General features: G+C 70.8%; 10 protein-coding genes and 1 pseudogene. 5 read left to right on the top strand and 6 right to left on the bottom strand.

What is annotated here, in order from left to right:
* Window positions 1-294 precede the first annotated feature (294 nt).
* Window positions 295-1,278 carry an SMP-30/gluconolactonase/LRE family protein gene (locus ACTMVF_RS09065; RefSeq protein WP_441270415.1) on the top strand — a complete coding sequence of 328 codons (984 nt, stop codon included), beginning with the start codon at window positions 295-297 and terminating at the stop codon, window positions 1,276-1,278.
* A 58-nt stretch (window positions 1,279-1,336) separates the two neighbouring features.
* Here the strand turns inward: ACTMVF_RS09065 and ACTMVF_RS09060 are convergent, their stop codons facing one another.
* The 3 genes and pseudogenes from ACTMVF_RS09060 to ACTMVF_RS09050 form a co-directional block, all read right to left on the bottom strand.
* Entirely contained in the window at window positions 1,337-2,326 is a 990-nt protein-coding gene (locus tag ACTMVF_RS09060) for a PAC2 family protein (RefSeq protein ID WP_441270414.1), read from the bottom strand.
* A gap of 176 nt (window positions 2,327-2,502) precedes the next feature.
* A complete protein-coding gene (locus tag ACTMVF_RS09055; RefSeq protein ID WP_441270413.1) occupies window positions 2,503-3,174 on the bottom strand; it encodes a FadR/GntR family transcriptional regulator in 672 nt (223 codons plus the stop codon).
* 71 nt (window positions 3,175-3,245) lie between these two features.
* A pseudogene (locus tag ACTMVF_RS09050) lies at window positions 3,246-4,185 on the bottom strand (amidohydrolase family protein); the annotation flags it as partial.
* Window positions 4,186-4,324: 139 nt separating this feature from the next.
* On the opposite strand from ACTMVF_RS09050, the gene mtnA reads away from it, so the two are divergent.
* A complete protein-coding gene (mtnA, locus tag ACTMVF_RS09045) occupies window positions 4,325-5,356 on the top strand; it encodes an S-methyl-5-thioribose-1-phosphate isomerase (RefSeq protein ID WP_441270412.1) in 1,032 nt (343 codons plus the stop codon).
* 89 nt (window positions 5,357-5,445) lie between these two features.
* On the opposite strand, the gene mtnB is transcribed toward mtnA, so the two are convergent.
* From mtnB to ACTMVF_RS09030, 3 genes are read right to left on the bottom strand one after another with little or no spacing between them, the layout of a single operon-like run.
* Window positions 5,446-6,054: a methylthioribulose 1-phosphate dehydratase gene (gene mtnB / locus ACTMVF_RS09040; protein ID WP_441270411.1), complete on the bottom strand. Its 609-nt coding sequence runs from the start codon at window positions 6,052-6,054 to the stop codon at window positions 5,446-5,448.
* Complete coding sequence (mtnC, locus tag ACTMVF_RS09035; protein ID WP_441270410.1) at window positions 6,051-6,785, bottom strand: acireductone synthase; 735 nt, start codon at window positions 6,783-6,785, stop codon at window positions 6,051-6,053. The genes mtnB and mtnC overlap by 4 nt, the downstream gene beginning before the upstream one ends.
* Window positions 6,782-7,381, bottom strand: a complete 600-nt coding sequence (locus ACTMVF_RS09030; protein WP_441270409.1) for a 1,2-dihydroxy-3-keto-5-methylthiopentene dioxygenase — start codon at window positions 7,379-7,381, stop codon at window positions 6,782-6,784. Before ACTMVF_RS09030 ends, mtnC begins: the two co-directional genes overlap by 4 nt.
* A gap of 607 nt (window positions 7,382-7,988) precedes the next feature.
* On the opposite strand from ACTMVF_RS09030, the gene ACTMVF_RS09025 reads away from it, so the two are divergent.
* Genes ACTMVF_RS09025 through ACTMVF_RS09015 form a run of 3 tightly spaced genes read left to right on the top strand, consistent with a single transcriptional unit; the run spans window position 7,989 to window position 11,686 of the window.
* A complete protein-coding gene (locus tag ACTMVF_RS09025; RefSeq protein WP_441270408.1) occupies window positions 7,989-9,071 on the top strand; it encodes a substrate-binding domain-containing protein in 1,083 nt (360 codons plus the stop codon).
* Window positions 9,058-10,599: a sugar ABC transporter ATP-binding protein gene (locus ACTMVF_RS09020; protein WP_441270407.1), complete on the top strand. Its 1,542-nt coding sequence runs from the start codon at window positions 9,058-9,060 to the stop codon at window positions 10,597-10,599. Before ACTMVF_RS09025 ends, ACTMVF_RS09020 begins: the two co-directional genes overlap by 14 nt.
* Window positions 10,600-10,639: 40 nt before the next feature.
* Window positions 10,640-11,686 (top strand): ABC transporter permease, encoded by a 1,047-nt coding sequence (locus ACTMVF_RS09015; protein ID WP_441270406.1) that lies wholly within the window; start codon window positions 10,640-10,642, stop codon window positions 11,684-11,686.
* Window positions 11,687-11,694: the final 8 nt, after the last annotated feature.

The raw sequence follows: 11,694 nt of genomic DNA, 5'->3' as shown, positions 1-11,694 counted from the left end.
GTTCCTGCGGATCCCAAGTGCGGGTGGTGCGGCGCGCCTTCGGTGGACAACCAAGCACTCCCCGCCCGGTCCGTCCAGACCGCATTCGCCAACTGGGTTTGAAATCAAGTTGAATTGGGCAACGTGAGCAATCCGTCCTGAAAGAGATGTCACGCCACAATCGGGCCAGATGCTGTCCAGACGCTGTCGAGAGGCTGTCCCGTGCTGCGGAGGCGGTCGGTGTGTGGTGGGGTGGAAGAGTCAGTTGACCGTTGGACCAGCTGTTGGCCGGTCCTGTCCGCGGAAGGACGCACCGTGGCCCCCGAACACCGCTCCTTCGCACCTCGTCCCACCCGCCGCGCACTCCTCGCGGCCGGCGCCGCCACCGCCGGCGCCGCACTCGTCGGATCCGCCGGCACCCCCGCCGCGGCGGCCGGAACAGCCGAGAAGAACCAGCCCTCCGTGATCCACCTCCCGAACGGCTTCCGTCCGGAGGGCATCACCATCGGCGGCGGACCGTACGCCTACCTCGGCTCGCTCGGCGACGGCTCGATCTACCGCGCTGATCTGCGCACCGGAGAGGGCGGCATCATCTCGACCGGCCCGGGCACGCCCTCGGTCGGCCTCAAACTCGACGACCGGGGACGTCTGTTCGTCGCCGGACGCGGCCAGGGCGCCCGCGTCGTGGACGCCCGCACCGGTGAGATCATCGCCTCGTACGTCCTCACCACGGCGACCCCGACCTTCGCCAACGACGTGTTCCTGACCCCGCGCACGGCCTGGTTCACCGACTCCTACCGGCCCGCGCTGTACGCCCTGCCGCTCGGTCGGCGCGGCGAACTGCCGGACGCGGACGACATCGTGACGCTCACCCTGAGCGGCGACTGGAGCCAGGCCCCCGGCGAGGTCGTCAACGCCAACGGCATCACCCGCACCCCCGACGGCTCGGCCCTCCTCGTCGTGCAGTCCGGGGTCGGCGGCCTGCACCGCGTGAACCCGCGCACCGGCGTCACCGAGCTCGTCGACCTCGGCGACGCGGCCCCGCTCACCAACGGCGACGGCCTGCTGCTGACCGGGCGCACGCTGTACGTCGTACAGAACCGGCAGAACGCGATCGACGTGTTCAAGCTGGCCGCCGACGGCCGCAGCGGAGTCTTCCAGCGCCGCGTCACCGACCCGCTCTTCGACGTGCCGACCACGGTGGCCGCCCACCGGGGCCGCCTCTACCTGCCCAACGCACGCTTCACGACCACCCCGACGCCGGAGACGACGTACGACGTGATCTCCGTGCCGGCGTGACGAGACCCGTCCCCGCGGAACGGACGAGGGCGGTGCGTCCGGCGCACCGCCCTCGTCCTCACTCCTCCGGCGACTCCGACGACCCGTCGTCGTCCGTGCCGCTCGGTTTCGGCGGCTTGGGCGGCTTCGTACGGCCGGTCGGATTGTCCCTCAGGAAGGGGCCGGCCTCCCCGCTCTCCGTGGCGTGACCGCCCGCAGAGGGGCCGCCGCCGTCCCGTCTGCGCAGATACCGCTCGAACTCGCGGGCGATCGCCTCGCCCGACGCCTCCGGCAGCTCCGCGGTGTCCCGGGCCTCCTCCAGCGACTGCACATACTCGGCGACCTCGCTGTCCTCGGCCGCCAGCTGGTCCACGCCGACCTGCCAGGCGCGCGCGTCCTCGGGCAGTTCGCCCAGCGGGATGCGTACGTCGATCAGGTCCTCCAGGCGGTTGAGGAGGGCCAGCGTCGCCTTCGGGTTGGGCGGCTGCGAGACGTAGTGCGGAACGGCGGCCCACAGTGACACCGCCGGTACGCCGGCGTGTGTGCAGGCTTCCTGGAGTACGCCGACGATGCCCGTGGGGCCCTCGTACTTGGTCTCCTCCAGATCCATGCGGCGGGCCAGGTCCGAGTCGGACGTGGTGCCGCTGATCGGGACCGGACGCGTGTGCGGGGTGTCGCCGAGCAGAGCGCCCAGGATGACCACCAGCTCCACACCCAGCTCGTGCGCGAAGCCAAGAAGCTCGTTGCAGAACGAGCGCCATCGCATGGACGGTTCGATACCTCGGACGAGTACGAGATCACGTGGCTTCTCGCCGCCGACGCGGACCACCGACAACCTTGTCGTCGGCCAAGTGATCTTCCTCACCCCGGCGTCCATCCACACCGTGGGGCGGTTGACCTGGAAGTCGTAGTAGTCCTCGGCGTCCAGCGCCGCGAACACCTCGCCCTTCCACTCCCTGTCCAGATGCGCGACCGCGGTGGAGGCGGCGTCGCCGGCATCGTTCCAGCCCTCGAACGCGGCCACCATGACCGGGTCGATCAGCTCGGGAACCCCCTCGAGCTCGATCACCCAGCGCCTCCTTCCGACGTGCCCTCGCTTGACCACACAACCTTACGGCGTGCGGCGGGGGCGCCCGCAGCCCCCTTGCACGGGGGAGTGAACGGATCACTGCCCCGTTCGCCACCCCGGAACACCCGCTAGAGATCCGATGTCCGACGAAAGCTCGCCGCAGCGGAACCGCCAGGTCACAGCGTCGACCGCAGCCACTGCTCCACGCTCGCGATGTGCACCGTCGCCCATGACCGCGCCGCCTCCCCGTCCCGGTCCCGCAGCGCCGCCAGGATCGCCCGGTGCTCGTGCAGGGTCCGGCTCACCGCGTCCTCCTGGGTCAGGCCCCGCCAGATACGCGCCCGCGTCGTCGGACCCGACAGACCGTCGAGGAGCGAACACAGCACCGAGTTCCCCGAGCTCTGCACGATGCCCCGATGGAACTCCAGGTCACAGGCGACGAGCTCCTCCACCGACGGAGCGTCGCCGAGCTTGTCCAACTGGTTGGCCAGCGCGTCCAGTTGCTGCTCGCTGATCCGCGACGCCGCCATCGCCGTGGCGGCCGGTTCCAGGATGCGGCGCACGGCGAGGAACTCCAGCACCGTGTCGTCACGGTGGAAGTCGACGACGAAGCTCAGCGCCTCCAGCAGCAGCTGCGGGTCCAGGCTCGTGACGTAGGTGCCGTCGCCCTGCCGTACGTCCAGGATCCGGATCAGCGACAGGGCCCGCACGGCCTCCCGCAGGGAGTTGCGGGACAGGCCGAGATCGGCGGCCAGCTCGCTCTCCTTGGGGAGCCGGTCGCCGGGGCGCAGCGCGCCGGAGACGATCATGCCCTTGATCTTCTCGATCGCCTCGTCGGTGACTGCCATGGCCGCCCTCCCGGTCGTTCAGGATGCCGTGCAAGACATCCGACGTCTCAGTTCCACATTATGCGGCCTGTTCAGAGCAGCGCCTCCAGATCGGCGATCACCGCTTCCTCGTCCAGTGTCGTCAGCACCCGGTCCCGCATCAGCACGCGCCCGTCGACGACCGTGTCCCGCACGTCCGCCGAGTGCGCCGCGTACGCCAGCGTGGACCACGGATCGTGCGGCGGACGCAGATGCGGGGCGCTCAGGTCGAGCACGATCAGGTCGGCCCGCTTGCCGGTCTCCAGCGAGCCCAGCTGTTCCCCGAGTCCCAGCGCCCGCGCGCCCTCGATCGTCGCCAGGCGTACGGCCCGCTCGGCGCCGACCGCCGTGGGGTCACCGCCCGCCTTGTGCACCAGCGCCGCCTGCCGCACCGCCCCCAGCACGTCCAGGGTGTTGGAGCTGACGGCCCCGTCCGTGCCGAGCCCGACGGTCACCCCGGCGCTCAGCAGCCGGGGCACCGGCGCGATGCCACAGCCCAGCTTCAGGTTCGACACCGGACAGTGGGCGATGGACTCCCTTGCCAGGGCGGCGATCTCGGTGAGCTGGTCGGGGGAGAGGGTGTAGGCGGAGTGGGCGAAGACGACGGGACAGCGGCCGTGGCGGGCTGGGCCCCGTGCCTCCAGGTCCCGTCGGGCCCACGCGAGCCGCTCCTCGTACACGCGGCCGTCGGGCGGTTCCGGTACGTCCATGAAGGTGGGGCCCGAGTGGAGCCGCCAGCCCGCCTCCCTGGCCGCCCGTTCGGCCGCCTCGTGGAACCAGTACATGTCGAGCGCCGAGGTCACCCCGGCCCGGACGCTCTCGGCGATCGCCGGGCGCACGGCCGCCGCCACGTTCTTCGGCGCGAGCAGCTGGGCCTCCGCAGGCAGCACCCGCTCCAGGAACCCCTGGAGGGTCACGTCATCGGCGCGGCCGCGCAGCAGGGTCATCGCCAGGTGGGTGTGTGTTCACCAGTCCGGGCAGGACGAGGCAACCAGGTCCGCCCTGGACTGTCCACCTGATGTTCGGACATGCGCTCGGCTGTCTCGAACTGTGGTTCCCCGAGGTCATGTACGGTGACGGACACCCACAGGAGCAGCAGGAGTGTCCTCTTATGTCCCAGGAAGTGCGGCCCATGTCCGAGGAATTGCGTGCCGTCCACTGGACCGGAACCAGCCTTGCGCTGATCGACCAGACCGTGCTCCCCCACCGCACCGAGACGATGGACGTCTGCGACGTGGACACCCTGGTCGACGCGATCCGGCGACTCGTCGTACGCGGCGCTCCCGCGATCGGCGCCGCCGGCGCCTACGGCGTCGCCCTCGCGCTGCTCCAGGGGGAGCGGGAGGGCTGGTCGGCCGATGAGGTGCGCGCGGCCGTGGCCCGCGTCCGGGAGGCCCGCCCCACCGCCGTCAACCTCATGGTGTGCGTGGACCGGGTCATGGCCCGCTTCGACGAGGGCCTCGACGCCGTGCTGGAGGAGGCCGCCGCCGTACAGCGCGAGGACGTCGAGGCGAACCGCGCCATGGGCGCCCACGGCGCCGACTGGCTGCTCGAACGCGTCGGCGCGGACCGGCCGTTGCGCATCCTCACCCACTGCAACACCGGCGCGCTCGCCACGGCCGGCTGGGGCACGGCACTCGGCGTCATCCGCGAACTGCACGCGCGCGGGCGGCTGGAGGTCGTGTACGCCGACGAGACGCGCCCGCTGCTCCAGGGATCCCGCCTGACCGCCTGGGAGCTGGTCCAGGAAGGCATCCCGCACTACGTCCAGGCCGACGGGGCCGCGGCCGGCACCATCCTGCGCGGCGAGGTCGACGCGGCGATCGTCGGCGCCGACCGGATCGCCGCCAACGGCGACACCGCGAACAAGGTCGGCACCGTGGGCGTCGCCCTGGCCTGCGCGGACGCTGGGATCCCGTTCCTGGTGGCGGCGCCCACGACCACCGTCGACCTGGCCACGAAGACCGGCGACGACATCCACATCGAACTCCGGGGCGAGGACGAGGTCCTGGAGTGGGCCGGCGTGCGGACGGCTCCGGCCGGGTCGCGCGGCCACAACCCGGCGTTCGACGTCACGCCGGGGCGGCTGGTGACGGGACTGGTGACAGAGCGCGGCGTGCTGGAAGTGGCTTCCGGCCAACTGCCCGGCGAGTACCTGAAGTAGACGAAGAGACGCAGACGAAGAGACGCAGACGAAGAGAAGCAGACCGAGGGAGGGGCTCCCGGACGCGGGGGTCCCTCCCTTCCCTGGTGTCAGCGCTGCGACAGTTCCAACTCCAGCAGCCACTCCACCACTTCGGTGTGGTGCCGGGCCTGGCGCGGGTTGTCGCCCCACACGTACAGCCCGTGTCCGGCCACGACCACCGCGGGCATACGGGGGTCGCGGGCGGCCTCCAGGCGGTCGCCGAGGACCTTCATGTCCTGGCTGTTGGCGATGACCGGCAGGGTCACCTCGACGTCGTGGGCGGGCTGGCCGACGCCCTTGAGCATCTCCAGGTCCTTGAAGACGATGCCACCGGGCTCGCGACGGCCCATCGCCACGGACGCGACCGTGTGGACGTGGACCACGGCCCCGGCACCGGTCAGCGCGGCCACGCGCGCGTGCAGTTCGGCCTCGGCGGACGGCTTGCCGCCCTGCACCGCGGCGCCCTGCCCGTCGACCAGCACCACGTCCGCGGGCGTCAGTTCGCCCTTGTCGTGCCCGCTGGCCGTGACCGCGAGCCGCAGAGGGTCGCGGGACAGCACCACGGACAGGTTGCCGGAGGTGCCCCGCATCCAGCCGAAGGACGCGAACCGGGCGGACTCGGCGGCCAGGACCGCGCCCGCCTCCGCCAGGTCGAGTTGGCTGATCTCGGTGGTCACGTGCTGCTCCCGGAAGTATTGATGGTGATCTCGTCGAACGTCCCCGCCTGCGCGTGGTCGCCGACACCCTGCTCGTAGTACGGCTCCCCGGGCCGCCGGACGCCGACCGCCCACCAGCCCGCCGCGCGGGCCGCGTCCAGCTCGCCGGGGCGGTCGGAGAGGAAGAGGAGACGGTCGGGCGCGACGTCGGCCGACTCCGCGATCCGGCGGTACGACTCCGGCTCCTGCTTGGGGCCCGCGTTCTCGGTGTCGTACAGACCGGAGACGAGCGACGTCAGGTCGCCCTCCGGGCTGTTGGTGAACCACGCCCGCTGGGCGGCCACCGACCCCGACGAGTAGACGTACAGCCGTACGCCCGCCGCGTGCCAGGCGCGCAGCCGCGGGACGACGTCGTCGTAGAAGTGCGAGACGAGGTCACCGCGGGCGAAGCCCTCGGACCAGATGATGCCCTGGAGGGTCTTCAGCGGCGTGGCCTTGCGGTCCTCGTCCAGCCAGGTGTTGAGGGTCTTCTCGATGCGTACGGCGTCGGCGTCCGCCTCGCCCGTCAGCTCCCGCACCTGCGCTAGAGCCCGCGCCACCTCCGGGTCGTCGCCGCGCTCGGCGAGCAGCGCGCCGAACCGCGAGCGCGAGTACGGGTACAGCACGTCGACGACGAACCCGGTGGCGCTCGTGGTGCCCTCGATGTCGAGCACCACGGCGTCCACGTCGAACCGCAGGTCCCGCACGCTCACGCGGCGGCCCTGTCGGCCTCGTAGCCGGCCGCGATCGTGTCGTAGTCCGGGAAGCGGGCGGCGATGGTGGAACCGGTGAAGTTGCCGATCCAGCCGTCCTCCTCGTGGAAGAAGCGGATCGCGGTGAAGGACGGCTTCGTGCCCATGTCGAACCAGTGCGTGGTGCCGCGTGGCACGCCCAACAGGTCGCCCTTCTCGCAGAAGACGGCGTGCACCTCGCCGCTCACGTGGAGGTAGAAGATGCCGGAACCGGAGACGAAGAAGCGGACCTCGTCATCGTCGTCGTGCGTGTGCTCCTGGAGGAACTTCTCGCGAGCTGCCTTCGCCTTCGCCGGGAACTCCGGGTCGTCGCTGGGGTGCAGGCCCAGGACGTCGACGGTGGTGAAGCCCTCCTCGGCGTTGAGCCGGTCGATCTCCGGGCCGTACGCCGCGAACACCGTGTCGCTGTCCGCGTCGAACGGCACGTCCTCACGGATCGGCCACTGCTCGTAGCGCACGCCCAGCGGCTTCAGGGCCGCGGCGATCTCGGCGGGGTCCGAGGTGCGGCGGATCAGGGTCTGCGGTCCGGACTCGGGCCAGGTCGTCAGCAGGGTCATGGGGGCAACTCCTGGAACTGGAAGGGAATTCCGGGTACCGAGACAAGCACCCGGAGGGGGAGGTGAGAAAGGGCGCAGCGGGCGGGAAAGCCGGTCGGTGCCGGTCAGCCGCGACACATCGCGCCAGGACAGCACCGCATGCAGGGCATGCGCATCGCTGTCGCGCGAAGAGTCGTCATCGGGGCCTCACTGTGCCGGTTCGGGGTGCCGGTCCGGTGATCGTAACTCCGTCAAGTCTCCGTCGAGGCGTCGACCGCGTGTGACGAAGTCGTTGTCTCACGTGATGAGAAACCGCTTCCATCGCTTTGACGGGTGGCTGAAATCGTTCCCATGATCTCCGTATGAAGACGCTGCTGCTCGTGCGGCGGCTGTACGTGGACTTGCTCCGGTCGACCACAGCCAGCTGTCGCTGACCTCATCCGGAGCTCCCGCACGCCCGCTTTCCGCGGGCTGCCGCACCAGCCGTGCAACGGTCGGTGGCCGCGCAACGGCCCAGTGGTAGTCGCGCAAACGGCCGGTGGTGCCGCGCAACGGCCGGTGGCGCGTTCGTGTCCCCAGCTCCGGGTCGAGCAACTCCCCACCCCTTCCCCGCACCTGGAGCCCCGTCATGTCCCGCGTCCGCCTTCCCCTCGCCGCCGTCTCCGCCCTGCTCCTCGCGGGCTGCTCGCAGTCCACGGACGCCTCCAAGACCTCCGGCAACACCGCCGCCTCGGCCGCGGCCGCGACCGGCGCCAAGCCCGCCCCCTTCAGCAAGGGCACCGTCAAGGTGGCCCTGGTCCGGCAGAGCGGCGCCGGCGACTACTTCGAGCAGTGGGGCAACGGCGCCAAGGCGCAGGCCAAGGCCCTCGGCATCGACCTGACCGTGTACGACGCCCAGGCCGACAACGCCAAGCAGGCCACCGACCTGTCCTCGGCCATCAACTCCGGCGCGCAGGCCATCATCGTCGACCACGGCTTTCCGGCCACCATCCAGCCGGAGATCGACAAGGCCGTGAAGAAGGGCATCAAGGTCGTCGTCTACGACGTCGAGACCGCCACCAAGGGCGTCGTCAGCACCAAACAGAACGACGCGAGCATGGCGCAGGCCGTCCTCGACGTGATGGCCAAGGAACTCGGCAAGAACGCCAAGGTCGGCTACGTCAACGTCGCCGGATACGCCGCCCTCGACAAGCGCGACAGCGTCTGGAAGTCGACGGTCGACGCCCAGGGCTGGAAGCAGCAGTTCAAGGTCGGCAAGGTCACCGACTCCACGGCCACCGACAACGTGCCGCTGGTGTCCGCCGCCCTCACCCAGCACTCCGACGTCACCGGCATCTTCGCCCCGTACGACGAACTCGCCAAGGGCACCGTCCTCGCCGTCCAGAACAAGAAGCTCCAGGACAGGGTGAAGGTCTTCGGCGCGGACGTGTCCAACGCCGACATCCAGAACATGACCGCCGACGGCAGCCCCTGGGCCGCCACCGCGGGCACCGACCCGTCGGCCGTCGGCGCCGCCGTCGTCCGTACGACCGCCCTGGAGCTGGCCGGTCAACTGGGCAAGTCCTCCGTCGAGTTCCCGGCCGTCGCCATCACCCAGGACTTCCTGCGCGAGAAGAAGATCGAGAACATGGACCAGCTGCGGGAGGCGCTGCCCGCGCTGAACCTCGCCAAGGTCAGCACCGCGGACTGGATCCCCAATGTCGCCCACTGAGCCTTCCGGACTCCCTGACGTGACCCCCGCGGTCAGCCTCCGGGACGTCGGCAAGTCCTTCGGCGGCAAGACGGTCCTCGCCTCCGTCTCCCTCGACATCGCACCGGGCAGCGTCGTCGCGCTGCTCGGCGCGAACGGCGCCGGCAAGTCCACGCTGATCAAGATCCTGTCGGGCGTGCACACGGACCACGGCGGGGAGGTCCGCGTCGCCGGGGAGCCCGCAGCTCTCCAGTCGCCTCTCGCCGCACGGCAGTTGGGCATCCAGACGGTGCACCAGCGCATCGGCGAGGGCATCGTGCCCGGCCTCACGGTCGCCGAGAACCTCGTCTTCGAGGAACTGGCGCAGAGCCGCGGCAACCCCTTCCTCAACGGGAACAGGCTGCTGGCCCGCGCCCGCGAGATCCAGGCGGGCCTGGGCCTGGACTGGAGCGACTCCCTGTTGCGCCGCGATGTCACCGAACTCGGCATCTCCGACCGTCAGTTGCTCATCCTCGCGCGCGCCCTGGCCACCCGGCCCCGTCTGCTCATCCTCGACGAGCCGACATCGGCCCTGTCCGCCGCCGAGGCGGAGCGCCTCTTCGCGCTCGTCGAGAAGATGCGGGACGACGGCATCGCGGTGCTCTACGTCTCCCACCGCCTCGGCGAGATCGACGCACTGGCCGACCGCTTGGTCGTCCTGCGAGACGGGCGTCTCACCGAGGACCAGGCCAAGCCGTTCGACTGGGACGCCGCCCTGCGCGCGATGCTGGCCCAGGCGCAGGAAGCGACGACCGCCCGCCCGGTCCGGGAAGGGGCCATGGGCGAGGTGGTGCTTTCGTTGCGCGGCGTCCGCCTCTTCGAGGGCAGCGCCCCCATGGACCTCGACCTCCGCACCGGCGAAGTCACCGGCGTCGTAGGCCTGTTGGGCGCGGGCAAGACCGAGCTGGCCCGCGGCCTGTTCGGTGCCGAGCCCTTCGCGGTGGGCGCGGTCGAACTCGACGGCAAACGGTACGAGCCCCGCCGTCCCGCCGACGCGATCCGCAACGGCGTCCACCTGGTCCCCGAGGACAGGCACGCAGACGCCCTGGTCCCCGGCTGGTCGCTGGCCCAGAACATCTCGCTGCCGTTCCTGAAGTCGCTGTCGCGAGTGGGACTCGTCCAGCGTTCGAAGGAGGACGCCCTCGGCCGCGACACCATCGCCGCCCTCGGCGTCGTCGCCCGCGACGAGCACAGCACCGTCGAGGAACTGTCCGGCGGCAACCAGCAGAAGGTCGTCGTCGGCCGCTGGCTCGCCGAGACGCCCCGGGTCCTCATCCTGGACGAACCGTTCCGAGGCGTGGACATCGGCGCTCGCCGGGACATCGGCCGCCGCGCCCGCGCGCTGGCCGCCGAGGGGGCCGCGGTTCTCGTCCTCTCCGCCGACGTCGACGAAATCCTTGAGATCGCCGACCGGGTCGTGGTGCTCGCCGCCGGGGAGATCCACCTCGACGCGTACGGCGAGGACGCGGAACGCGACCGCGTGATCCAGACCATCTCCGCGTCCGTCTGATGCCGTCGGCCGGCCGTACGCCCGAAGGAAGCAGCACCCCATGACCACCCAGCAGAGCACCGAGGTCCCCACGAAGGCGGCGATCCCGCCCGCGGCCTCCACCGCCGCACGCGTCCAGAACGCCGTCATCAAGTACGGCTTCATCTTCGTCACGGTCGCGCTGTTCCTGTACTTCGCGCTGAGCGAGGGCTCCTTCCGTGAGTCGGCGACCCTCCTCGACACCCTCCGGTACGTCTCGGTGGCCGCGATCCTCGGCCTCGGGGTCACCCTCACCATGGCCGTCGGCGGAATGGACATGTCCGTCGGCGCGGTGGCGGGCCTCGGCGTCTCGGTCGCCGCTCAGGCGATGGTCGTCTTCAACCAGATCGGCACGGTCGCGATCATCGCGGTCCTGGCGGCAGGCGCGCTCGCGGGCCTGCTCAACGCGCTCCTGATCGTCGTACTGAAGATCCCCGACATGCTCGCCACCCTCGGCACCATGTTCGTGATCCAGGGCAGCAAACTCATCCTGGTCGACGGCCAGTCCATCACCCCGGGCATGACGCTGGACGACGGCACCACGGCCCCCGGCAAGTTCACCGACGGCTTCCTGCGCATCGACCGCGGCACGGTCCTCGGCATACCCATCTCCGTGCTGATCTTCGGCGGCCTGACGATCGCCGCCTGGGTCTTCCTCGCCCGCACCCGCTGGGGCCGCGTCCTGTACGCCATCGGCGCCAACCCCGAGGCCTCCCGCCTGGCCGGCATCCGCGTCGGTGCGTACCGGGCCCTCGCCTACGTCCTCTCCGGCGTCCTCGCCTCGATCGGCGGCCTGATCCTGGCGTCCCGCATCGGCCAGGGCGATGTGTCGGCCGGCACCTCCCAGCTGCTGGAGGCGGTCGCGGTGGCCCTCGTCGGCACCTCCGTCCTGGGCCGCGGCCGCCCCAACGTCTGGGGCACGGCCCTCGGCGCCGTCCTCATCGGCATCATCACCACCGGCCTGACCATCAAGGGCCTGCCGTACTACACCCAGGACGTCGTCGAGGGCGCGGTCCTCATCCTCGCCCTGGTTTTCAGCTTCACCCTGTCCAAGCGCCGTACCGCATAAGGAAGTCA

The sequence above is a fragment of the Streptomyces sp. SD31 genome, from assembly GCF_052068475.1.
Lineage (GTDB): Bacteria > Actinomycetota > Actinomycetes > Streptomycetales > Streptomycetaceae > Streptomyces.
Note: the sequence above shows the minus strand (reverse complement) of the source record. Positions and strands in the feature narration are given on the sequence as shown.